This window comes from Streptomyces sp. NPDC127092 (assembly GCF_042722475.1).
Lineage (GTDB): Bacteria > Actinomycetota > Actinomycetes > Streptomycetales > Streptomycetaceae > Streptomyces.
Map to the genome: position 1 here is coordinate 1 of NZ_JBHXFE010000007.1, position 22,451 is coordinate 22,451.

The 22,451-nt window shown below is 72.5% G+C and carries 19 protein-coding genes; 11 read left to right on the forward strand and 8 right to left on the reverse strand.

The genetic code is table 11. The annotated features are described in order from the left end of the window. The 3 genes from ACFWJO_RS07900 to ACFWJO_RS07910 all read right to left on the reverse strand — a co-directional run. Positions 1-1,241 (reverse strand): protein kinase (locus tag ACFWJO_RS07900; protein WP_386863934.1); only part of this gene is annotated, 1,241 nt, incomplete at its 3' end. An 81-nt stretch (positions 1,242-1,322) separates the two neighbouring features. Beyond that, on the reverse strand, positions 1,323-3,848 hold the full coding sequence (locus tag ACFWJO_RS07905) for a protein kinase (RefSeq protein WP_386863935.1): 2,526 nt from the start codon (positions 3,846-3,848) through the stop codon (positions 1,323-1,325). A 164-nt stretch (positions 3,849-4,012) separates the two neighbouring features. After that, the gene (locus tag ACFWJO_RS07910; RefSeq protein WP_386863936.1) at positions 4,013-5,719 is read right to left on the reverse strand and encodes a glycerol-3-phosphate dehydrogenase/oxidase; all 1,707 of its coding nucleotides are present in this window, start codon (positions 5,717-5,719) and stop codon (positions 4,013-4,015) included. Positions 5,720-5,985: 266 nt separating this feature from the next. Between ACFWJO_RS07910 and ACFWJO_RS07915 the strand changes: the two genes are divergently transcribed. Further along, positions 5,986-7,239, forward strand: a complete 1,254-nt coding sequence (locus ACFWJO_RS07915; RefSeq protein ID WP_386863937.1) for a nucleotide sugar dehydrogenase — start codon at positions 5,986-5,988, stop codon at positions 7,237-7,239. A gap of 99 nt (positions 7,240-7,338) precedes the next feature. Here the strand turns inward: ACFWJO_RS07915 and ACFWJO_RS07920 are convergent, their stop codons facing one another. The 4 genes from ACFWJO_RS07920 to ACFWJO_RS07935 form a co-directional block, all read right to left on the reverse strand. Continuing rightward, positions 7,339-8,463, reverse strand: a complete 1,125-nt coding sequence (locus tag ACFWJO_RS07920) for a GuaB3 family IMP dehydrogenase-related protein (RefSeq protein ID WP_384423136.1) — start codon at positions 8,461-8,463, stop codon at positions 7,339-7,341. Between the two features lie 116 nt (positions 8,464-8,579). Further along, positions 8,580-10,079, reverse strand: a complete 1,500-nt coding sequence (gene guaB / locus ACFWJO_RS07925) for an IMP dehydrogenase (protein WP_384423134.1) — start codon at positions 10,077-10,079, stop codon at positions 8,580-8,582. A 139-nt stretch (positions 10,080-10,218) separates the two neighbouring features. Then, positions 10,219-10,821: a sigma-70 family RNA polymerase sigma factor gene (locus ACFWJO_RS07930; protein WP_365337661.1), complete on the reverse strand. Its 603-nt coding sequence runs from the start codon at positions 10,819-10,821 to the stop codon at positions 10,219-10,221. Positions 10,822-11,076: 255 nt separating this feature from the next. Beyond that, complete coding sequence (locus ACFWJO_RS07935) at positions 11,077-11,688, reverse strand: response regulator transcription factor (RefSeq protein ID WP_003948568.1); 612 nt, start codon at positions 11,686-11,688, stop codon at positions 11,077-11,079. A 461-nt stretch (positions 11,689-12,149) separates the two neighbouring features. Between ACFWJO_RS07935 and ACFWJO_RS07940 the strand changes: the two genes are divergently transcribed. Further along, entirely contained in the window at positions 12,150-12,521 is a 372-nt protein-coding gene (locus ACFWJO_RS07940; protein ID WP_386863938.1) for a WhiB family transcriptional regulator, read from the forward strand. Positions 12,522-12,915: 394 nt separating this feature from the next. Here the strand turns inward: ACFWJO_RS07940 and ACFWJO_RS07945 are convergent, their stop codons facing one another. Continuing rightward, complete coding sequence (locus ACFWJO_RS07945; protein ID WP_386863939.1) at positions 12,916-13,836, reverse strand: LysR family transcriptional regulator; 921 nt, start codon at positions 13,834-13,836, stop codon at positions 12,916-12,918. A gap of 99 nt (positions 13,837-13,935) precedes the next feature. On the opposite strand from ACFWJO_RS07945, the gene ACFWJO_RS07950 reads away from it, so the two are divergent. From ACFWJO_RS07950 to ACFWJO_RS07990, 9 genes are all read left to right on the forward strand, one after another. Beyond that, on the forward strand, positions 13,936-14,616 hold the full coding sequence (locus tag ACFWJO_RS07950; RefSeq protein ID WP_386863940.1) for an MOSC domain-containing protein: 681 nt from the start codon (positions 13,936-13,938) through the stop codon (positions 14,614-14,616). 63 nt (positions 14,617-14,679) lie between these two features. Continuing rightward, a complete protein-coding gene (locus tag ACFWJO_RS07955; RefSeq protein WP_385695722.1) occupies positions 14,680-15,453 on the forward strand; it encodes an SDR family NAD(P)-dependent oxidoreductase in 774 nt (257 codons plus the stop codon). 111 nt (positions 15,454-15,564) lie between these two features. Beyond that, positions 15,565-15,987: a hypothetical protein gene (locus ACFWJO_RS07960; RefSeq protein ID WP_386863941.1), complete on the forward strand. Its 423-nt coding sequence runs from the start codon at positions 15,565-15,567 to the stop codon at positions 15,985-15,987. A 177-nt stretch (positions 15,988-16,164) separates the two neighbouring features. After that, positions 16,165-17,277: a substrate-binding domain-containing protein gene (locus tag ACFWJO_RS07965; RefSeq protein WP_386863942.1), complete on the forward strand. Its 1,113-nt coding sequence runs from the start codon at positions 16,165-16,167 to the stop codon at positions 17,275-17,277. Positions 17,278-17,377: 100 nt separating this feature from the next. Next, on the forward strand, positions 17,378-18,700 hold the full coding sequence (locus ACFWJO_RS07970; protein ID WP_386863943.1) for an ABC transporter substrate-binding protein: 1,323 nt from the start codon (positions 17,378-17,380) through the stop codon (positions 18,698-18,700). A gap of 4 nt (positions 18,701-18,704) precedes the next feature. Beyond that, on the forward strand, positions 18,705-19,613 hold the full coding sequence (locus ACFWJO_RS07975) for a carbohydrate ABC transporter permease (protein WP_386863944.1): 909 nt from the start codon (positions 18,705-18,707) through the stop codon (positions 19,611-19,613). Next, positions 19,610-20,464 (forward strand): carbohydrate ABC transporter permease, encoded by an 855-nt coding sequence (locus ACFWJO_RS07980; protein ID WP_386863945.1) that lies wholly within the window; start codon positions 19,610-19,612, stop codon positions 20,462-20,464. The genes ACFWJO_RS07975 and ACFWJO_RS07980 overlap by 4 nt, the downstream gene beginning before the upstream one ends. Positions 20,465-20,481: 17 nt before the next feature. Beyond that, positions 20,482-21,501 (forward strand): hydroxyacid dehydrogenase, encoded by a 1,020-nt coding sequence (locus ACFWJO_RS07985; RefSeq protein WP_386863946.1) that lies wholly within the window; start codon positions 20,482-20,484, stop codon positions 21,499-21,501. Positions 21,502-21,614: 113 nt separating this feature from the next. Continuing rightward, positions 21,615-22,313: an ester cyclase gene (locus tag ACFWJO_RS07990; RefSeq protein ID WP_386863947.1), complete on the forward strand. Its 699-nt coding sequence runs from the start codon at positions 21,615-21,617 to the stop codon at positions 22,311-22,313. The last annotated feature ends 138 nt before the right edge of the window (positions 22,314-22,451 follow it).

The following is a 22,451-nucleotide window of genomic DNA, read 5'->3' on the forward strand; positions in this document are numbered from 1 at the left end:
GCGATGGCCCCGGCCCGGGCCGCGCGCGGGTCCGCGGCGGGCGGCACGGCGGGCACGGGCACGACGGGCGCGGCGGACAGCTCGGGCCGCCCCGCGCGCCCGGGCCCGTACGGCGTGCCGCCGTGCGGGCCGTACCCGGTGATGCCGGGCGTGCCGGTGCCGTCCTCGCCAGGACCGTCCTCGTAGTGGCCGCCGTCCTCGTACCGGCCGCCGTCCTCGTAGTGGCCACCGTCCTCGAACCGGCCGCCGTCCTCGTAGTGGCCACCGTCCTCGTCGGGCTCCTGGCCGTCGGCGTACCGGCCGTCGAGGTAGGCCTCGTCGTCGGCCGTCTCCTCCAGGTACGTCTCGTCGGGATACGGCTCCGCTCCACGAGCCCGCGGCAGTGCGCCCCGGGGGCCCGGCTCGTGACCACCCGTCAGGGAACGGCCGCGCCCCTCGTGGCCGTCGTGCCCGTCGCCACCCTCGTCGCCCTCGTCGCCGGATCCGTACTCGCCGTACGTTCCGTATGCGCCGTACTCCCCGTGCTCCTGGCGCCCCTGGTATTCCTGGTACTCCCCGTACTCACCGTCGTCCTCGTACGCCTCGTACGTCTCGGCCTCGTGGACGTCCGGTCTCTCGTACGGCTCCGGCCCCTGCGGCCCGGCGGCGTACGGGAACTCGTCGGCTTCCGGGACCGGCGCGTAGCCGCAGAGGGCCTCCTCGGCGGCGCCCGCCGCCAGACCGGTGAGGACGACCCGTCCGTCGTCGCAGACGAGGACGGTGCGTGCGGTGACGTTGCGGTGGGTCCAGCCGTGCGCGTGCAGGGCGCGCAGGGCGGTGAGCAGGTCGGCGCCCATCTCGGCGGCCCGGTAGGGGGTGAGCGGGCCGTCGACGAGCAGCTCGGAGAGCGGCGTGGCGGCGACGAACTCGCTCACTATCCACAGCGATCCGGCCTCCGCGAACACGTCGAAGACCTGGTCGAGGCGCGGGTGGTCGGGGATCCGGGCGGCGGCCTGGGCCGCCTCCACGGCACGGCGGACCGTCGGATCGGCCGGCCGGCGGGTCGCGCGGCCCTGGTCCGCGTAGGGCTGGTCGTCGAGGAGTTCGGCGTCGACGACCTCGGGCAGCGGCACCTGCCGGATGCGGACTTCCTGGCCGCTGTAGGTGTCGAAGGCGCGCGTCTCGACGAGTTCGTACGCGTCGGGCGGCGGCAGGGGCAGGCGGTAGCGGTCCGCGAGCACCCTTCCGGCGTAGTCGTCCACGACGCCTCCTCACGCGCCTGCCGTCCCCCGTGCCCCGCCCTCACGGTGTCGGGCGGGGCCTCTCACGATACGTGCCGCCCGTCAGTCCTTGGGGCTGAACGTGGCGAACGCGGTCTCCCGCAGCGTCTTGCACTCCGCCGCGTCCCACGCGTCGGCACGGCAGCTGATCATGATCGAGTAGCCGTGGTCGGCGTCGACCTTGAAGCCGCGGTTGAGTATCCGGATCCGCTGACCGCCCTGGTTGCGCTCGAACTCCCAGTCGGCGACGGTCGGGTAGCCCTTGTACGAGACCGGGCTGATCCCGATGTGCTTGTAGCCGTTGCTGGAGGCGGCGACCCCGGCCAGCGCGGCGCTCCAGGCGGCGGCCGCGTCGTCCTTCGGGCTGTCGTTGTAGTCGACCTGGACGCGCGGGAACGAGCCCTTGGCGGCGTTGAAGATGCCGCCGGAGTTCCGGCCCGCTATGTCGGTCATCCGGAAGGAGCCCGGCATCGCCATCGAGAAGTGGAACCGGTCGTTGGTCACCATCACGTAGCCCGGCGGGAGCTTGGCCCCGGCGCCGCCGTCACCGCCGTCCTGGCCGCCGCCGGACGTCCCGGACGGCGTGGTGCCGGTCTGGCCGCCGTTGGCCGCGGGCTTGCCGCCGCTGCCCTGCTGGGCCGGGTCGCTCGGCGACTTGTCGGTGTTCTGGCCGTCGGCGCCGCCCGAGGAGCTGCCGGCGGAGGCGGTGGTGCCGGCGGTGTTCCCGCCCTTGCCCTGGTCGGCGCCTTCCTGGCCGCCGCCGAGGGCGACGTACAGGATCGTGCCGAGCAGTGCGACGAGCACGACCGCGGCGATGATGACCAGGGTGCGGCGCGGGACGACGTCGGTCAGCGAGGCCTTGGCCGTGGCCGGCCGGTCCGGTGCGCCGGCTCCGGTGGCCGGACGCCTGGGCTCGGTCCTGGCCGCGGCTGCGGCGTTCCGCACGGACTTCAGGGCGCCGCGCATCCGCTCGGCCGCCACGTCGGCGGGCTTGGCCGGGTCGCCGGAGGCGGCCGGCGAGCGCTCGGGAAGCGGGGGCAGCGGCACGACGCGGGTCGCCTCGGGCGAGGGCTTCGGCGGTGCCTCGGGCGCGTCGAGCACGGCGCGCAGCAGGGCCCGGGCGCCCGCGTCGTCGAGGCGCTGGGCGGGGTCCTTGGCGAGCAGGCCGTAGATGACCTTCTCCAGCTCGGGGCCCGCGTTCTTCGGCGGGTCCACGGGCTCGGTCATCACGGCGGTGAGCGTGGCGATGGCGGAGCCCTTGTCGTAGGGCGGGCAGCCCTCGACGGCGGCGTAGAGGAGTCCGCCGAGCGACCAGAGGTCGGCGGCGGGACCGGGCTTGTGGCCACGGGCCCGCTCGGGCGAGATGTACGAGGGCGCGCCGACGAGCATGCCCGTGGAGGTGATCGAGGGGTCGCCCTCGACCTGGGCGATGCCGAAGTCGGTGAGGACGGCCCGGCCGTCCTCGGCGATCAGCACGTTGGACGGCTTCACGTCGCGGTGCAGGATGCCCTCGCGGTGTGCGGAGCGCAGCACGTCGAGGATGGCGAGGCCGACCTCGGCGGCGCGCCGCGGGGTGAGCGTGCCGTCCTCGCGCACGGCGTCGGCGAGGGACTTGCCCTCGATGAGCTCCATGACGATCCACGGGCGGTCGTCCTCGTCGACGACGTCGTAGACGGTCACGGCGCCGTTGTTGCGGATCCGGGCGATGGCCTTGGCCTCGCGCAGGGTCCGGGTGATGAGGCGTCGCTTCTCGTCCTCGTCGATGCTGTTGGGGAAGCGGAGCTCCTTGACCGCGACGGTCCGGCCGAGGGTCTCGTCGACCGCGCGCCAGACCGTGCCCATGCCGCCGCGGCCGAGGACCGCGCCGAGCCGGTAGCGCCCGGCCAGCAGCCGTCCTTCGGCGGACGACGTGTCAGTGCGGCCGTTCCGCCCGCCCGTTCCGGTGGCGTCGGCCCCGAACCCGGCCGCCGGAGCGGCCCCGTCGGTGGACCTGCTGCTCTTCGCCGGTCCGACCGGCGCCTTGGCGGGCGCGGGGCCCTTGGCGCGCTCGGGTCCGTCGGCCGCGGCACCGGCGGTGGATCCGCCGCCCTTCGTCAGGCCGACCGGGGCCTTCGCGGGCGTGGCCGCGCCGGTGGTGCCGGCCTTGCCGCCCGGCTCACCGGAGGCCACGGCCGCGCCCCTCGGGTCCCGCGCCGCCTGCCGGGTGCCGATCACGCTGGTGGGCGTGTCCGCGGGCCGGTTGTCCTCCGGCTCCCCGGCCGACGACCCGTCACCGGCCGTGCGAGCCTTCGACTGCCCGGACGCCTTCACGCCCTCAGGCTGCCCGGACGCCTTGACGTCCTCCGGCCGCCGGGACGCCTTGACGTCCTCCGGCCGCCGGGACGCCTTCACGTCCTCCGGCCGCCCGGACGCCTTCGTGTCCTTCGACTCCTCGGGCGTCTTCCCGTCCTTCGACGCCGTCGCGTCCTTGTCCCGCTCCGCCTTGCGCGCGGCCGGAACCGCACCCCGGTCGCCGTCGGTGGCGGCGCCCGCGGCGGAGTCCCGCCGGGGGTCCTGCCCCGAGTCCCGCGACTGCTCCGCCTCCGACATGCGTCCCCTCTGCGATCCCTGTTTCTCGCCCGCGTCCGGCGCTCCCGCTCGATGCGGCAACCCGCCCTGGAAGAGAGCTCATTGTCCCTCACTCCGGGACCGCTGACTCCCCCGGGTCCGCACTCCGAGAACGTCGGACACCTCCCAGAGGTGCCCTGATCGGGTCAGATCGGCACGATGTCAGGCGCGCCGAGCCGTGCCGCGTCCGCCGTCAGGTCGTCCGGCTGACGCTGCGACTCGCGTTCCGCCTCGACCCTTTTCTCGTAGTGCTCGACCTCCTTGTCGATCTGCCGGGCGTCCCAGCCGAGGACGGGTGCCATGAGTCCGGCGCATTCGCGAGCGCTCAGGGTGCCCCGGTCGAAGGTCTCGATGGAGATCCGGGTGCGCCGGGTGAGGACGTCGTCGAGATGGCGGGCGCCCTCGTGCGAGGCGGCGTAGACGATCTCGGCCTTCAGGTAGTCCTCGGCGGCGGGCAGGGGTCTGCCGAGGGACGGGTCGGCGGCGACGAGGTCGAGGATCTCCTCCGTCAGGGAGCCGTAGCGGTTGAGCAGATGCTCGACGCGGGCCACGTGGAGTCCGGTGCGGGCGGCGATTCCGGCGCGGGCGTTCCACAGCGCCCGGTAGCCCTCGGCGCCGAGCAGCGGTGTGTCCTCGGTGACGCAGGCGGCGACGCGTCTGTCGAGCGCGTGGACCGCCTCGTCCACGGCGTCCTTGGCCATGACGCGGTAGGTCGTGTACTTGCCGCCGGCGACGACGACCAGACCCGGCACCGGGTGGGCGACGGTGTGCTCGCGGGAGAGCTTGCTGGTGGCGTCGGACTCGCCCGCCAGCAGGGGCCGCAGGCCCGCGTAGACGCCCTGGACGTCGTCGCGGGTGAGCGGGGTGGAGAGCACGCTGTTGACGTGTTCCAGCAGGTAGTCGATGTCGGCGCTGGAGGCGGCCGGATGGGCCTTGTCGAGGTCCCAGTCGGTGTCGGTGGTGCCGATGATCCAGTGGCGGCCCCAGGGGATGACGAACAACACGGACTTCTCGGTGCGCAGGATGAGGCCGGTGGTCGAGTGGATGCGGTCCTTGGGCACGACGAGGTGGATGCCCTTGGAGGCGCGGACGTGGAACTGGCCGCGCTCGCCGATGAGTGCCTGGGTGTCGTCGGTCCACACCCCGGTGGCGTTGACGATCTGACGGGCCCTGACCTCGTACTCGCCGCCGGTCTCGACGTCCCGGACGCGGGCGCCGACCACGCGCTCGCCCTCGCGCAGGAAGCCGACGACCCGGGCCCGGCTGGCGACCCGCGCCCCGTAACTCGCGGCGGTGCGGACGAGGGTGGTGACGAAGCGGGCGTCGTCCATCTGGGCGTCGTAGTACTGCAGGGCACCGACGAGGGCGTCCTTGCGCAGGCAGGGGGCGACGCGCAGAGCGTGACGGCGGCTGAGGTGGCGGTGGACGGGCAGGCCGCGGCCGTGTCCGGAGGAGACCGACATCGCGTCGTACAGCGCGACGCCCGAGCCCGCGTACAGCCGCTCCCAGCCCTTGTGCTGCAACGGGTAGAGGAACGGGACGGGTTTGACGAGGTGGGGCGCGAGGCGCTCCAGGAGCAGGCCGCGCTCCTTCAGGGCCTCGCGGACGAGGGCGAAGTCGAGCATCTCCAGATAGCGCAGGCCGCCGTGGATCAGCTTGCTCGACCGGCTGGACGTGCCGGAGGCCCAGTCGCGGGCCTCGACGAGTCCGGTGGAGAGGCCTCTGGTGACGGCGTCGAGGGCGGTGCCCGCGCCGACGACGCCGGCGCCCACCACCAGGACGTCCAGTTCGTGCTCGGCCATCGCCGCGAGCGCTTCGGCGCGCCCGGCGGGTCCCAGTGTCGCTGTCCTCACGGTTGCTGCCTCCCGTCGTCCCCCGACTGTCCAGCACGCGAACCGGGCCCGTGTGGTCCGGCTCACAGACTCGATTCTGTCCCGGCGCTCCGACTTCAGCCACCGCCCCCGCCCCACCCTGTGGATAACACTCGGCGACCTTCGGGCCCACAATCCCGCATAACGGTCATATTTACTCTTAGTCTGACATTGCGTCGGTCTCTGTCGGTCCACAGGGCTTGCGCACCACGTCCCCTCCGGCTACTGGGAAGGACGGCCCACCCCCCATGCCCGCTGATCTCGCCGTCATCGGCCTCGGCCACCACGGACTCCCCCTCGCCCAGGCAGCCACCGCGGCCGGCGTCGCCACCGTCGGCTACGACACCGACCCCCGCGCCCTCGCCGAACTCGCCGCCGGACGTCCCCCCGTCGACGGCTCCCTCACCGCCGCCGAGATCCGCCGGATGGTCTCCTCGGGCTTCCGGCCCGCGACCGACCCGGCCGAACTCGGGCGCGTCCGCACCGCCGTCATCTGCGCACCCACCCCGCCGGCACCCGACGGCACCCTCGACCTGACCGCCGTGACCGACGCCGCTCGCGCCCTCGCCGCCCGGCTGCGCCCCCACACCACCGTCCTTCTGGAATCCCCCGTGCCGCCCGGCACCACCGAGGGCCCGCTGCGCGAACTCCTGGAGGCGGGCTCCGGGCTGCGCGCCGGCCGCGACTTCCACCTCGCGTACTCCCCCGGCCGCCTCGACCCCGGCAGCCGCCTCCAGGGCGGGACGCGCGGGCTGGCCACCGCGCCCAAGGTGATCGGCGGCCTCACGCCCGCCTGCACCGAGTCCGCCGCCGCCTTCTACGGGCGGCTCACCGACAAGGTGGTCCGCGCGCGCGGACCGCGCGAGGCCGAGACGGTCAAGCTCCTGGAGACCAATTTCCGGCACGTCAACATCGCCCTGGTCAACGAGATGGCGGTGCTGTGCCACGAACTCGGCGTCGACCTCTGGGACGTCATCCGCTGCGCCGAGACCAAGCCCTTCGGCTTCCAGGCCTTCCGGCCCGGCCCCGGCGTCGGCGGCCACGGCGTCCCCGTCGAGCGCCTGCCCGGCCACGGCCCCCTCCGCCTGGTCGAACTCGCCGGCCAGGTCAACGAGCGGATGCCCCAGTACGTCGTCCAGCGCTCCGCCACGCTCCTCAACGAGCACGGCAAGTCCGCGCGCGGCGCCCGGATCCTGCTGCTCGGGATCACCTACAAGCCGGACCTCGCCGACCGGCAGGGCGCGCCCGCCGACGAGATCGCCCGCCGCCTCATGGACCTCGGCGCGGCGGTCAGCTTCCACGACCCGTACGTCACGGACTGGCGCGTGCGCGACCTGCCCGTCCCGCGCGCCGACTCCCTCTACGAGGCCGCCGCCCACGCCGACCTGACGATCCTGCTCCAGCACCACCGCACCTACGACCTCCAGGGCCTGTCGGTGAAGGCCCAGCTCCTCCTCGACACCCGCGGCGCGACCCCGGCGGGCGCGGCGCACCGGCTGTGAGCCGGCGCGCGGCAGGCACGCGGCAGGCGCGCACCGTACGACGACGGGGGCCCCTCACCACCCGGTGCGGGGCCCCCGTCGTCGTACGGAAGAGGCAGGTCAGCGCTTGTGCTCGGCGTCGGCGACCGTGACCTCGACGCGCTGGAACTCCTTCAGCTCGCTGTAGCCCGTGGTGGCCATCGCGCGGCGCAGGGCACCGAAGAAGTTCATCGAGCCGTCGGGGGTGTGCGACGGACCCGCGAGGATCTCCTCGGTGGTGCCGACCATGCCGAGGTCGACCAGCTTGCCGCGCGGCACGTCCTCGTGGACGGCCTCCATGCCCCAGTGGTGGCCCTTGCCGGGCGCGTCGGTGGCACGGGCCAGCGGAGAGCCCATCATGACCGCGTCCGCGCCGCAGGCGATGGCCTTCGGCAGGTCGCCGGACCAGCCCACGCCGCCGTCGGCGATCACGTGCACGTAGCGGCCGCCGGACTCGTCCATGTAGTCGCGGCGGGCCGCGGCCACGTCGGCGACGGCGGTCGCCATCGGGACCTGGATGCCGAGCACGTTGCGCGTGGTGTGCGCGGCGCCGCCGCCGAAGCCGACCAGGACGCCCGCGGCGCCGGTGCGCATCAGGTGGAGGGCGGCGGTGTACGTGGCGCAGCCGCCGACGATCACCGGCACGTCGAGCTCGTAGATGAACTGCTTGAGGTTCAGCGGCTCGGCGGCGCCGGAGACGTGCTCGGCGGAGACGGTCGTGCCGCGGATGACGAAGATGTCCACGCCGGCGTCGACGACGGCCTTGGAGAACTGCGCGGTGCGCTGCGGGGAGAGCGCGGCAGCGGTGACCACACCCGAGTCGCGCACCTCCTTGATGCGCTGCCCGATCAGCTCCTCCTTGATCGGAGCGGCGTAGATCTCCTGCAGACGGCGGGTCGCGGTGGCCTCGTCGAGCTCGGCGATCTCGTCGAGCAGCGGCTGCGGGTCCTCGTAGCGGGTCCACAGGCCCTCGAGGTTCAGCACGCCGAGGCCGCCCAGCTCGCCGATGCGGATGGCGGTCTGCGGCGAGACGACGGAGTCCATGGGGGCGGCCAGGAACGGCAGCTCGAAGCGGTAGGCGTCGATCTGCCAGGCGATCGAGACCTCCTTCGGGTCCCGGGTGCGCCGGCTCGGTACGACGGCGATGTCGTCGAACGCGTACGCCCTGCGGCCGCGCTTGCCGCGCCCGATCTCGATCTCAGTCACGTTGTGTGGCCTTTCCCTCTGTGTCTGCGCCTACCAGTATCCCCGACGGACGCCGAAGGGGCGGCTCCGGCCACATGCCGGAACCGCCCCTTCGGGTCGCGCTGTGTGACCGGAAGCTACTTCCGGCTGTAGTTCGGTGCCTCGACCGTCATCTGAATGTCGTGCGGGTGGCTCTCCTTGAGGCCCGCCGCCGTGATCCGGACGAAGCGGCCCTTGGACTCCATCTCCTCGACGGTGGCCGCGCCCACGTAGCCCATCGTCTGGCGCAGGCCGCCGACGAGCTGGTGCAGCACGTTGGCCAGCGGGCCGCGGTAGGGCACCTGGCCCTCGATGCCCTCGGGCACGAGCTTGTCGTCGGAGGCGACGTCCGCCTGGAAGTAGCGGTCCTTCGAGTACGACCGGCCCTGGCCGCGGGACTGCATGGCGCCGAGCGAGCCCATGCCGCGGTACGACTTGAACTGCTTGCCGTTGATGAAGAGCAGCTCGCCGGGCGACTCCTCGCAGCCCGCGAGGAGGCTGCCGAGCATCACGGTGTCGGCGCCGGCGGCCAGCGCCTTGCCGATGTCGCCGGAGTACTGCAGGCCACCGTCGCCGATCAGCGGGATGCCGGCGGGCCGCGCCGCGAGGGAGGCCTCGTAAATGGCGCTGACCTGCGGGACGCCGATGCCGGCGACCACACGGGTGGTGCAGATCGAGCCGGGGCCCACGCCGACCTTGATGCCGTCGACACCGGCGTCGATCATCGCCTGGGCGCCGTCACGCGTGGCGACGTTGCCGCCGATCACGTCGACGTCGACGCTCGACTTGATCTTCGCCATCCAGCTCAGGGCGTTGCTGTTGTGACCGTGCGAGGTGTCGACGACCAGGAAGTCCACACCGGCCCCGGCGAGCGCCTGGGCGCGCTCCAGGGACTCCGGGCTGGCGCCCACGGCGGCGCCGACGAGCAGGCGGCCCTCGGCGTCCTTCGCCGCGTTCGGGTACTTCTCCGCCTTGACGAAGTCCTTGACGGTGATGAGGCCCTTGAGCACGCCCTGGTCGTCGACCAGGGGCAGCTTCTCGATCTTGTGCCGGCGCAGCAGCTCCATGGCGTCGACGCCGGAGATGCCGACCTTGCCGGTGACCAGCGGCATCGGCGTCATGACCTCGCGGACCTGGCGGCTGCGGTCGCTCTCGAAGGCCATGTCGCGGTTGGTCACGATGCCGAGGAGCTTGCCGTCCGGGCTGGTGACGGGGACACCGCTGATGCGGAACTTGGCGCACAGCGCGTCCGCCTCGGCGAGCGTCGCCTCCGGGTGCACGGTGATCGGGTCGGTGACCATGCCGGACTCGGAGCGCTTGACGAGGTCGACCTGGTTGACCTGGTCCTCGATCGAGAGGTTCCGGTGCAGCACGCCGACGCCGCCCAGACGGGCCATCGCGATCGCCATGCGGGACTCGGTCACCTTGTCCATCGCCGCCGAGAGCAGCGGGATGTTGACCCGGACGTTGCGGGAGATGCGGGACGAGGTGTCGACCGCGTTGGGGAGCACCTCGGATGCACCCGGCAGCAACAGCACATCGTCGTAGGTCAGCCCGAGTGTCGCGAATTTCTCGGGCACTCCGTCGACGTTGGTCATGACACCTTCCCCAATGGCCTTGATCGGTGCGGATGTCCATGCTAACGGCCCGCGGCGGTGTCTCATTCCACGAGCAAGATCAGCGAGCAGCTTTGGAGGTTCCTACGTGTACGTGAGGGACACCGGCGGACGGTGCCCCTTACTGCTCGGCCAGGGCCCGCAGCCGGCTGAGTGCCCGGTGCTGGGCCACCCGCACGGCGCCCGGGGACATGCCGAGCATCTGCCCGGTCTCCTCGGCGGTCAGACCGACGGCCACGCGCAGGACGAGGAGCTCGCGCTGGTTCTCCGGGAGGTTGGCGAGCAGCTTCTTGGCCCATTCGGCGTCGTCGCTGAGCAGCGCGCGCTCCTCGGGGCCGAGGGAGTCGTCGGGCCGCTCGGGCATCTCGTCGGAGGGGACGGCCGTCGAACCGGGGTGCCGCATGGCGGCCCGCTGGAGGTCGGCGACCTTGTGCCCGGCGATGGCGAAGACGAAGGCCTCGAAGGGCCTGCCCGTGTCCTTGTAGCGCGGCAGTGCCATGAGGACGGCCACGCAGACCTCCTGGGCGAGGTCCTCCACGAAGTGACGGGCGTCACCGGGCAGCCGGTTCAGCCGGGTACGGCAGTAGCGCAGGGCGAGCGGATGCACGCGCGCGAGGAGGTCGTGCGTGGCCTGCTCGTCCCCCTCGACGGCACGGTGCACGAGTGCTCCGATCTCCCCCTGCCCGGCCGGCACGGGTGACCCCACGGTCTCGTCGTCGCGCATCGCTCCATGGTGCCTCGGCGCCCGCTCGTTCGCGGCACCGCGTCCGTAGTTGTGCACCGAAGCGTTATGAGCAGGTGCGCCGGGACTCATCTCCTGCGCCCTCCCCTTCCGCTCGATCTCCGCCGGCTCGTCCGACTCGTTCGTCTCGTCCCCGAGGAACTCCACGTCTTCAAGGATGCGGCATTCCGCGGGGAAGTGACACAAGCCCACCCCGTCCGCCCCGCGGCGGACGGGGGTACGGCCGGCGGCCGGGGGTCAGCGGACCAGGCCCCAGCGGAACCCGAGCGCGACGGCGTGCGCCCGGTCGGAGGCGCCCAGCTTCTTGAAGAGGCGCCGGGCGTGGGTCTTGACGGTGTCCTCGGAGAGGAAGAGCTCGCGTCCGATCTCCGCGTTGGACCGGCCGTGGCTCATGCCCTCCAGGACCTGGATCTCACGGGCGGTGAGGGTCGGCGCGGCGCCCATCTCGGCCGAGCGCAGCCGGCGCGGGGCGAGCCGCCAGGTCGGGTCGGCGAGCGCCTGGGTGACGGTGGCCCGCAGCTCGGCGCGCGAGGCGTCCTTGTGCAAATAGCCACGGGCACCGGCGGCGACGGCGAGTGCGACGCCGTCCAGGTCCTCGGCGACGGTGAGCATGATGATGCGGGCGCCGGGGTCGGCGGACAGCAGCCGGCGGACGGTCTCCACGCCGCCCAGACCGGGCATGCGTACGTCCATCAGGATCAGGTCCGAGCGGTCCGCGCCCCAGCGGCGGAGGACTTCCTCGCCGTTGGCCGCGGTGGTCACGCGCTCGACGCCGGGCACGGTCGCGACCGCGCGGCGCAGCGCCTCTCGGGCAAGCGGGGAGTCGTCGCAGACGAGGACGGATGTCATGCCTGACCTCCGCAACTCTCGCGGCTGAAGCGCGTCACCTTGAGCCTCCAGGGCTGGTACGAATCGTCACCTGTGCGGTTGACGCCCTCGGACACCTGCCCGAGCGCTTGTTCCTTCAACCGCCTCCGCACTCTCAACGATGGTCACTCGAAAGAGTTACGGGTCGGACGGCCGCCTTCGGCACTCTACGTGAGGGACCGTACGCGGAGGAGAGCGTCGCAGGTCATCCGTCCTTCACCCGAAGCTATGCCCCATTTAGCGGGTTTTCTTCCCTTTTCGCGGTGTCTGTGGCTAGATTCGCAATGAGTCATATTTACATCTACTCAGTCAGTAGTTGTACGGTCGGATCGAACCCGCGAGAGCGGGTACCCGAGACCCCACGGGGGGCGAAGGACCCCCGTTCGATCAGCCATACACCCGCCCACCTATCCGTTCGACACGGTTTCAAGGGGACAAGCGCAATGGCAGATTTCTCCCGCCTTCCCGGACCCAACGCCGATCTGTGGGACTGGCAGCTCCTCGCGGCCTGCCGAGGGGTCGACAGCTCTCTGTTCTTCCACCCCGAGGGAGAGCGCGGCGCGGCACGGAGTGCGCGCGAGAACTCGGCGAAAGAGGTCTGCATGCGGTGCCCGGTACGCGCGGAGTGCGCGGCACACGCGCTCGCCGTACGGGAGCCCTACGGCGTCTGGGGCGGCCTCACCGAGGACGAACGCGAGGAGCTCATGGGCCGGGCGCGCAACCGCCTGGTCTCGACGGCGGCCGGTCCCCCGACGGCGACGGCCGCCGCGGCACGGGCGTCGACAGCGAGCTCGGCCGGCGCGACACACGCATGAAGGAACGTTTCTGCGCAGAGGTTTGACGGGGTGCCACACCGGGCCGCCGGCCCGGACCCTGCCGCAGCCGGCCCGGAGCGCCGCACCGCACGCGGCCCGGGGGCGCGCGGCGCGGTGAGCCTGACCTGACCACCTGCGCGACACCCGTACGGCCCGACCCCGGCCCACCCGTACGGCCTCACCCGCGCCCGGGTCGTCGTACGGACGGACGAGGGCCGGTCACTCCGACGGCCGTGCCGCCCTCACGCGAACGGCCGAGGGCGGGTCACCCCGACGGCCGGGGGGCGCGCGGCCGGGCGGCCGTCGGCGCTCGGCCGGTGGAGCGGGGCCTCCACCCGTACGGACGCGGGCGGGACCACCCGTACGGACGCGGGCCCGCGTCACCCGAGTGGAGTCAGGGTCCGGCGGGCTCCGGGGCGCGGCCGGTGCGGGCCGCGGCGCGGGTGAGCTCGTCGAGGGTGGCCGCGACCGCCGGGACCTGTGCCAGGTCCGGAAGGGTCAGCGCCACGATCTCCCGCTCCACGGCCGGTTCGACCGTCACGGCGACCGCTCCCCTCGGCCGTACGGACTCGATCGCCAGCTCCGGGAGCACCGCCACGCCCAGGCCGGCGCTCACCAGACCCACCACGGCCGGGTAGTCGTCGGTGGCGAAGTCGATCCGGGGCGTGAAGCCCGCCGTCTCGCAGACGTCGACCAACTGGCGGCGGCAGCGCGGGCAGCCGGCGATCCAGGGGTCCTCGGCGAGCTCCCCGATCGCGACCGACCCGGCACCGGCGAGCCGGTGCCCCTCGGGCACCAGGCCGACGAGCCGGTCGGCGAGGAGCGGGCGGACGACCAGGTCGTCCCAGGAGTCCGGGCCGGCCCCGTAGCGGAAGGCGAGGGCCACGTCGCAGTCGCCCTCGCGCAGCATCTCCACCGAACGCGGCGGCTCGGCCTCGACCAGGGAGACCCGGGTGCCGGGGTGGGCGGCGCGCAGGGCGGCGAGGGCGGTGGGGACCAGGGTGGAGCTGCCGCTGGGGAACGAGACCAGGCGGACCCGGCCGGCCCGCAGGCCCGCGATCGCGGCGACCTCCTCCTCGGCGGCGGTGAGTCCGGCCAGGATGCCGGACGCGTGCCGGACCAGGGCCTCGCCGGCCTGGGTGAGCCGCATCTCGCGCCCGGTGCGCACCAGCAGGGGCGTGCCGGCGGAGGATTCGAGCGCTTTCATCTGCTGGCTCACCGCGGGCTGGGTGCAGCCGAGTTCGCGGGCGGCGGCGGAGAACGAGCCGGTCGCGGCGACGGCGCGCAGGACGCGGAGGTGGCGGGCCTCGATCATGGGTCGAGCATAAGTGATTCTTGGAATCGATGACGAATTCCACTGATCAACTTTGAGGACGCCCGAGGCGGACCCGAAGCCCTCGTTAGGGTTCACCCCATGGAACTACTGAGCGTGAACGTCGGTCGGGCCAAGGCCGTGGAGTACACGAACGCCCCCTCCGGGATGACCGGCATCGACAAGCGCCCGGTCGCCGGACCCGTACGGGTCGAGGCGCCGGGCCCCGGCGGGGCGAGCGGTCTCGCCGGCGACGCCGTCTGCGACCTGCGCTTCCACGGCGGCGCGGACCGGGCCGCGTACGCGTTCGCGCGCGAGGACCTCGACGGCTGGGAGAGGGAGCTCGGCCGGCCGCTCGCCGCCGGGTCCTTCGGCGAGAACCTCACCACCCGGGGCGTGGACGTCAACAACGCCCTGATCGGCGAGCGCTGGCGGATCGGCGACGAGGTGGTCCTGGAGGTGACCGGCGGCCGCATCCCGTGCCGCACCTTCGCAGGATTCGTCGAGGAGGGCGGCTGGGTCCGCCGCTTCAACCAGTCGGCGGCCGGTCCCGGCGCGCTGCTCCGGGTGATCGTCCCGGGCGAGGTCCAGGCCGGCGACCGGGTGGAGATCGTGCACCGCCCCGGCCACGGCGTCACCGTGGCACGGCTGCACCACGCCGCGACGGCCGACCGCTCGCTGCTGCCCGAGATGCTGGCGGCGGCCGAGTGGATGGAGTCGGGGCTGCTCCAACTCGCCCGTACGTACGCGGAGAAGTACGGCGACCGGCAGGTGAGCGGCTGACGTCCGCCATCCGGGACGGTTCCCACACACGGCGTTCACACACCGCGGGCTAACGTGCCGCGTATGACGACTGCACTGATTACGGGGGCGACGGCCGGCATCGGCGCCGCCTTCGCGCGACGGCTCGCCGCCGACGGACACGACGTGGTGCTCGTGGCGCGCGACGTGAAGCGACTGCGGGAACAGGCGACCGAGCTGCACGACCGGCACGGGATCGAGGCGGAGGTGCTGGCGGCGGACCTGTCCGAGGAGGACGGGATCGCCGCCGTGGAGGCACGGCTGTCCGACGCCAAGCGGCCGGTCGACCTCCTCGTGAACAACGCGGGGTTCGGCAACAAGGGCCGGTTCCTCGAGGTGTCCATGGCCGACGAGCTGACCATGCTCAAGGTGCACTGCGAGGCGGTGCTGCGGCTGACGTCCGCGGCGGCCGCCTCGATGCGCTCGCGGGGCCGGGGCGGGATCGTGAACGTCGCCTCGGTCGCCGCGTTCGTGCCGCGCGGCACCTACGGGGCCTCGAAGTCGTGGGTCGTGCAGTTCACCCAGGGCGCGGCGCGGGACCTGGCGGGCAGCGGGGTGCGCCTGATGGCGCTGTGCCCCGGCTTCGTACGGACGGAGTTCCACCAGCGGGCGGGGATGGGGACGGACAACATCCCGGGCTGGATGTGGCTGGACGCGGACAAGCTGGTGGCGGCGGCGCTGACCGACCTGTCGCGGGGCAGGACGCTGTCCATTCCCGATCCCCGCTACAAGGCGCTGATGGGCGTGGTGAAGCTGGCCCCGCGCGGTCTGCTCGGCGGGGTGTCCTCGAAGGCCGGGCGCAAGTACGGGCCGCAGTAGGCCCGTAGCCGAAGAGGAAGAGGAACGCGTGGGCCCGGACGGGCGGGTACTCAGGGGGAGTTGAGTACCCGCGCGCTGCCCGGCGGGCGGGCGGCCGGGGACGCTCGGGCCATGGACCAGAAGCTGCTGAAACTCGCTCCCTTCCTGACGGCTCTCGCGGCGGCCGCGGCCTGGGCCGCGTGGCTCGGCTGGGACCAGGTGCGTGACGTGCACCCGGACGGCTCGGTGAGCGGCCCGTACGAGGCGTGGCAGGTCGTCGGGCTCGTGCTGACCCTGCTGGTGCCGGTGTACTGGACGGCGTCCCGGCGCCATGTCGTCGCCGGCGCGCTCGGCACCACGGCCGGACTCACCGTCGCCGCCTACGTCGACTGGTCGGACGACGCCAGCGGCCTTTACATGATCGGCGTGGGCATGGTCATGGTGGGAAGCCTGATGGCGACCCTCGCCGTCTCCGCCCTGATCGCCTCCCTGACCGGCCCCCGGGGCGGGGGCCGGGGCGGGTCCGCGCCCGGGTCCGCGCCCGGGTCCGCGTAGGCGCCTCGCGGGCGTCCTCGCCGGTCCCCGCGTAGGAGAATCCTGGAGACGCTTCGATCGGGCGTCACGGGTCGATAGAGCGAATGATCGAAATTCCTTCCGTTCGATCATCTCGACCTGATCTGCTCTAAGGTCGGGAACGACCACCACCGCCAGGGGAACCGAGGGGATCACGCCGTGCGCGAGAGTGCTGCCGAACGACACGACCGACTGCTGGCCCTGGTGCGCGAGCGCGGCACGGCCCGGGTCTCCGACCTGGCCGGACTGCTCGGGGTCTCCCCCGTCACCGCCCGCCGCGACGTCGAGGCACTGGCCGCCAGGGGCCTGCTCGACCGGGTGCACGGCCAGGTCTCCTGGCCCCGCGCCCAAGGCGCGCCGAGCGGCCTCGCCGGCGGCGGGAGCGGCCTGGTCCTCGGCCTGCTCGCGCCCTCCGCCACCTACTACTTCGCCGAGGTCATCCGGGGCGCCCACGAGGCCGCCGCCCGGGCCGGCGCCCGGCTCATCCTGCGGATCTCCGACTACCGGCCGGAGGAGGACCGGGCGCGCGCCGAGGGCCTGCTCGCGGCGGGCGCCGAGGGGCTGCTCGTCGCGCCCGGCTGGCGGGGCCCGGAGGACCGGCTCGCCTACGGCGACTGGCCGGCCGAACTGCCGGTGCCGGCCGTGCTCCTGGAGCGCCGGGCCGCGCCCGGCACGCCGCTCGACGGCCTGGACCGGGTGTCGTCCGACCACGCCCACGGCGTGCTGCTCGCCCTGCGCCACCTGCTGGAACTCGGCCACGCGACCCCGCTCCTGGTGGCCCGGGGCGACAGCCCGACGGCGCTCGCGGTGCGCGCCGGATACGCCGAGGCGCTCGCCGCGCTCGGCCTGGAGGCGCCGCGCGCGGTGATCGACTCCGTCCCGGCGGAGACCGACCCGGAGGGCTTCGAACGGGCGGTGCGGGCGCTGCACGAGGCGGTGGCGTCGGGGCGCGCGAGCGCGGCGCTCGTGCACAACGACGTGGACGCGATCCAGATGGTGCAGCGGCTCGCCGAACTCGGCGTGCGGGTGCCGGAGGACCTGGCGCTGATCGCGTACGACGACGAGGTCGCCGCGCTCGCCGACATCCCGCTCACGGCGGTCGCCCCGCCCAAGCGACAGGTGGGCAGGCACGCCACGGAGCTGCTGGTGGAGCGGCTGGTCGCGGGGGCCGGCGGAGGCGACGAGGACGAGGCGGTGCGGCGGCATCTGAGCCTGCTGCCGCGGCTGCGGGTGCGGGCCTCCTGCGGGGCGTCCCGAACGACCGCAGTCTGATCTTTTTTCGATCAATCAATCTTTCGCTCTTGACTTCGCTCACGAACCGTCCCAGGATCACGGCCAACCCCGTCCACGCCGCCGTGTCAGGAGCCGTGCCGTGAGTCGTACTTGGAACAGTCGGAGCAGAACCACCCGCGTCATAGCCGGCGCCGCCACCGCCCTGGCCGTCCTCACGGCCTGCGGCGGCGGTGGTGACACCGCCGGGGGCAGCGCGGACGGGCCCGTCACCATCACCTTCTGGGGCTGGGCCAAGGGCTCCAAGGACGTGGTCGACGCGTTCAACGCCTCGCACAAGAACATCCAGGTGAAGTTCGAGGAGATCCCCTCCGGCACCGCCGGCGGCTACGCCAAGATCTCCAACGCCGTGAAGGCGGGGAACGCCCCCGACCTCGTCTCCATCGAGTACGCCTCGCTCCCCGAGTTCGTCTCCTCCGGCGCCCTCCAGGACATCGGCGGCGAGTTCACCGAGCAGGACCGGGCCAAGCTGCTCCCGCAGGCCGTGGAGCTCACCACCCTCGGCGGCAAGAGCTGGGCGGTCCCCTTCGACGCCGCCCCCCAGGCCTTCTACTACCGCAAGGACCTCTTCGCGAAGTACCAGGTCGCCGTGCCCAGGACCTGGGACGAGTTCAAGTCCGCCGCGGAGAAGGTGAAGAAGGCCGACGCCAAGGCCAGGATCGCGACCTTCTTCCCCGACGACCCGACCACCTTCGAGGCCATGGCCTGGCAGGCCGGCGCCCAGTGGTTCAAGGCCGAGAACGACACCTGGAAGATCAACACGACCGACCCGGCCACCACCAAGGTCGCCGCCTACTGGCAGGGCCTCCTCGACGCCGACCTCGTCCACAAGGACGCCTCCTTCACCCCCGAATGGACCGGCTCCCTCAAGAACGGCACCACCATCGGCTACCTCGGCGCGTCCTGGGGCGCGGGCGTCCTCAAGGGCACCCTGCCCGAGCAGAGCGGCAAGTGGGCCGTCGCCCCCATGCCGAACTGGGGCAGTCCCGCCAGCGGCATGCTCGGCGGCACCTCCTTCGCCGTCACCAAGGACAGCACGAAGAAGGCCGCGGCGGTCGAGTTCGCCGAGTGGATGTCCACCACCGAGGCCGGCGTGAAGGCCCGCATCGCCTCCGGCACCTCCAGCGCCTTCCCCGCCGCCACCGCCCTGCGCCCGGTCGCCAAGTCCGTCTTCGACGCGAGCTACTACGGCGGCCAGGACATCTACGCCCTCTTCGAGGAGGCCGGCGCCTCCATCGACGACAACTGGGCCTGGGGACCGACCACCGGCACCACCAACACCACCATCAAGGACCAGTTCGGCAAGCTCGGCAAGGGCGGCCCGACCATCACCGACGCCGTGAAGGCCGGCCACGACGCCACCGTCGCCGAGCTCACCAAGCGCGGACTGAAGGTCGAGGGCTGACCCGGTGAAGGCCCGCACCCGCGCGGCGGCGACCCTGCTGACCCCGTTCTTCCTGCTCTTCACCGCGGTGATGGTGGTGCCGATCGGCTACGCGGTCTGGCTCAGCCTCTTCACCGAGAAGCAGTCGGGGCTCGGCTTCGGCGGGGCCGAGACCGTCTTCAGCGGACTCGACAACTACACCGCCGCGCTGGGTGACCGGGCCTTCCGCGAGGGCTTCGGCGTGCTGCTCGGATACTGCCTGTTCTACATCCCGCTGCTGCTCGCCGGGGCCCTCGGCCTCGCCCTGCTGCTCGACTCCGCACTCGCCCGCGCCCGCCGCTTCTTCCAGCTCGCGCTCTTCCTGCCGCACGCCGTCCCCGGCATCATCGCCGCGCTGATCTGGGTCTACCTCTACACGCCCCAGCTCAGCCCGGTCGTCCAGGCCATGGAGGCCGGCGGCATCGGCTTCGACTTCTTCTCCCCCGAAGGCTCCCTCCCCTCCGTCGTCAACATCGCGCTGTGGGAGTGGCTCGGCTACAACATGGTCATCTTCTACGCGGCGCTCCAGGCCGTCGACCGCTCCGTCCTGGAGGCCGCCACCGTCGACGGCGCCGGCGCCTGGCGCGTCGCCTTCAGCATCAAGGTCCCGCTGATCCGCGCCTCGCTCGTGATGGTCGGCCTCTTCACCGTCATCGGCTCACTCCAGCTGTTCACCGAACCGCTCATCCTCGACAAGGGCACCGGCTCCGCCGTCACCTCCACCTGGACGCCCAACATGTACGCCTACACGGCGGCCTTCGACCGCAACGACTACGGCCTGGCGGCGGCGGCCTCCGTGCTGCTCGCCCTGACGGCCGCGCTGCTCTCCTTCGCCGTCACCCGCCTGACCGGCCGCCGGACCCGCCGGACCCGCCGCAAGGAGAAGACGGCATGAGCAAGCCCCGCACGCCCTCCGTCTGGCTGTCGAGGACCGCCGTCAACGGCGCCCTCGCCCTCGCCGTCGTCTACATGCTCTTCCCGCTGGTCTGGCTGGTCACCGCCGCCACCAAGGACGCCGGCGGACTCCTCGCCGGGAACGCCTTCTCCTTCGAGGGCTTCGACCTGGGCGGCAACCTCTCCCGCCTCGCCGAGTACAACGACGGCATCTACTTCCACTGGTACCTCAACAGCCTGCTCTACGCGGGCCTCGGCGCCCTCGCCTGCTCGCTCATCAGCGTCGCCGCCGGCTACGCCTTCGACAAGTACGCCTTCCGGGGCAAGGAGAAGCTGTTCGGCGTCGTCCTCCTCGGCGTGCTCGTCCCCACCACCGCGCTCGCCCTGCCCATGTACCTGCTCGCCAGCGAGGTGGGCATCGTCAACACCTACGCGGCGGTGCTGCTCCCCGTCCTCGTCAACCCCTTCGGCGTCTACCTCGCCCGGGTCTTCAGCGCCGGCTACATCCCCGACGAAGCCCTGGAGGCCGCCCGTATCGACGGGGCCGGCGAACTGCGCACCTTCTGGTCCATCGGGCTGCGCATGGTCATGCCCGGCTTCGTGACCGTCTTCCTCTTCCAGTTCACCGCGATCTGGAACAACTTCTTCCTCCCCCTGGTGATGCTCTCGGACCAGAAGCTCTTCCCGCTGAGCCTCGGCCTCTACGCGTGGAACAGCAACGCCCACGCCGAACCCGACTTCTACCCCCTCGTCGTCACCGGATCCCTGCTCGCCGTCGTCCCGCTCGTCGTCGCCTTCGTCTCCCTCCAGCGCCACTGGAAGGCGGGCCTGACCGCCGGCAGCGTCAAGTGAGGAACACAGGTCCCAGGATGCAGCCCACCACTGACAACCGCCCCTCCCTCCTCCTCGCCATGGGCCCCGGCGTGGCCGGACGCCTCCTCACCGAGGCCCACCGCGCCCGCCTGGCCGCCCTGACCCGCACCGACCCGCACCTCGTCGCCCACGACCTGACCGCACCGGACCCGGCCGTCGCCGCCGCCCTCGCCGAGGCCGAACTGCTCCTCACCTGCTGGGGCGCCACCCCGCTCACTCCCGAGGTGCTGGCCCGCGCCCCGCGCCTCAAGGCGGTCGTCCACGCGGCCGGTTCGGTCAAGCACCACATCACCGACGCCTGCTGGGAGCGCGGCATCCGGGTCACCTCGGCCGCCGCCGCCAACGCCCTGCCCGTCGCCGAATACACCCTCGCCGCGATCCTCTTCGCCGGGAAACGGGTGCTGCGTTCCGCCCAGCGGTACGCCGAACTCCGCACCGACCAGGCCTGGCTCGCCGAGTCCGGCTCCTGGGGCAACTACCGCAGGACCGTCGGCATCGTCGGCGCCTCCCGCATCGGCCGCCGGGTCCTCGAACTGCTCCGCCCCTTCGACCTCGACGTGCTCCTCCACGACCCGTACGTGACGACCGCGCCGCCCGGCACGGAACTCGTGGGCCTCGACGAGCTGTGCGCCCGCGCGACGGTCGTCTCCGTGCACGCGCCCCAACTCCCGTCCACGTACCGCATGATCGGCGCCCGCCAGCTCGCCGCCATGCCGGACGGCGCGACGCTGATCAACACCGCCCGCGGCTCCCTCGTCGACGAGGACGCCCTGCTGCCCCACCTGCTGAGCGGCCGTCTGCACGCGGTCCTCGACGTCACCGACCCCGAACTCCCCGCACCCGACTCCCCGCTCTACAGCCTCCCCAACGTCCTGCTCACCCCGCACGTCGCCGGCTCGCTCGGCAACGAGCTGCACCGGATGGCGGACCAGGCCGTGGAGGAGGTGGCACGGTACGGCCGGGGCGAGCCGTTCGCGGAGGAGGTCCACGCCGCGGACCTGACCCGGTCCGCCTGACCGGCCCGCCCGGCCGGTCCGCCCGACCAGTCCGCCCGACCCGGTCGCCGCGGCCATTCGGACCTAGACTGGAGGGGTCCCAGCGGGTGCGGGGGATGGCTCCGGGAGGCGCCATGAGCTTCGTGCAAATCATCGACTGCAAGACCAGTCGGGTAGACGACCTGAACCGCCTCATGGACCGGTGGGTCGAACAGACCAAGGGCAAGCGCACCGCCACCCACAGCATCGTGGGCAAGGACCGCTCCGACGCCTCCCACGTCGTGGAGATCGTCGAATTCCCCTCGTACGACGTGGCCATGCGCAACTCGCAGCTCCCGGAGACCGACAGGATCTTCCGGGAGATGGTGGCCCTCTGCGACGAGATGCCGACCTTCACCGACCTGGACGTGGTGCGGGACGAGGCGCTGTACAAGGCCAACGCCCGGCGGCTGCTCGAGATGCTCGCGGACGAGCCGGAGCTGGCGCTGCTCGACGAGGTGCTCGCCGAGGGCTACCACGACCACGACCCGACCAACGAGCAGGACGTGATCGGGATGGACGCGGTCCGGCGCGAGGTCGAGATGTGGCGCGGTGGTTTCGACTTCACCTTCACCATCGACGACCAGATCGCCGAGGGTGACCGGGTGTGCACCCGGTGGACCTGGCGCGGCAGTCACACCGGCGACTTCATGGGCCTCCAGCCCACCGGCATGGAGGTCGAGATGACCGGCACGGTCATCCACCGCTTCCGGGACGACGGGAAGATGGTCGAGGGCTGGTGGCAGTACGACCTTCTGGGCCTGATGGGACAGCTCGGCGCCGTGGAGGCCTGAGGGCCCCGGCATCCGGACGCACCGAGGCCCGGGGGTTCCCCGCCCGGAGAACCCGGCGCCGGTGTTTTGCTCTCCACACCCGCGGGGGGGGGCGTTTTCACCCCGGTCGTTGCCGCGGTTTTCCCTCTCCTCCCCCTT

Bases quoted from the DNA above. Each gene is read 5' to 3' on its own strand.
- ACFWJO_RS07905 (WP_386863935.1), bottom strand. From the start codon at position 3,848: ATGTCGGAGGCGGAGCAGTCGCGGGACTCGGGGCAGGACCCCCGGCGG.
- ACFWJO_RS07915 (WP_386863937.1), top strand. From the start codon at position 5,986: ATGCCCGCTGATCTCGCCGTCATCGGCCTCGGCCACCACGGACTCCCC.
- guaB (WP_384423134.1), bottom strand. From the start codon at position 10,079: ATGACCAACGTCGACGGAGTGCCCGAGAAATTCGCGACACTCGGGCTG.
- ACFWJO_RS07930 (WP_365337661.1), bottom strand. From the start codon at position 10,821: ATGCGCGACGACGAGACCGTGGGGTCACCCGTGCCGGCCGGGCAGGGG.
- ACFWJO_RS07935 (WP_003948568.1), bottom strand. From the start codon at position 11,688: ATGACATCCGTCCTCGTCTGCGACGACTCCCCGCTTGCCCGAGAGGCG.
- ACFWJO_RS07940 (WP_386863938.1), top strand. From the start codon at position 12,150: ATGGCAGATTTCTCCCGCCTTCCCGGACCCAACGCCGATCTGTGGGAC.
- ACFWJO_RS07945 (WP_386863939.1), bottom strand. From the start codon at position 13,836: ATGATCGAGGCCCGCCACCTCCGCGTCCTGCGCGCCGTCGCCGCGACC.
- ACFWJO_RS07950 (WP_386863940.1), top strand. From the start codon at position 13,936: ATGGAACTACTGAGCGTGAACGTCGGTCGGGCCAAGGCCGTGGAGTAC.
- ACFWJO_RS07955 (WP_385695722.1), top strand. From the start codon at position 14,680: ATGACGACTGCACTGATTACGGGGGCGACGGCCGGCATCGGCGCCGCC.
- ACFWJO_RS07960 (WP_386863941.1), top strand. From the start codon at position 15,565: ATGGACCAGAAGCTGCTGAAACTCGCTCCCTTCCTGACGGCTCTCGCG.
- ACFWJO_RS07980 (WP_386863945.1), top strand. From the start codon at position 19,610: ATGAGCAAGCCCCGCACGCCCTCCGTCTGGCTGTCGAGGACCGCCGTC.
- ACFWJO_RS07985 (WP_386863946.1), top strand. From the start codon at position 20,482: ATGCAGCCCACCACTGACAACCGCCCCTCCCTCCTCCTCGCCATGGGC.
- ACFWJO_RS07990 (WP_386863947.1), top strand. From the start codon at position 21,615: ATGAGCTTCGTGCAAATCATCGACTGCAAGACCAGTCGGGTAGACGAC.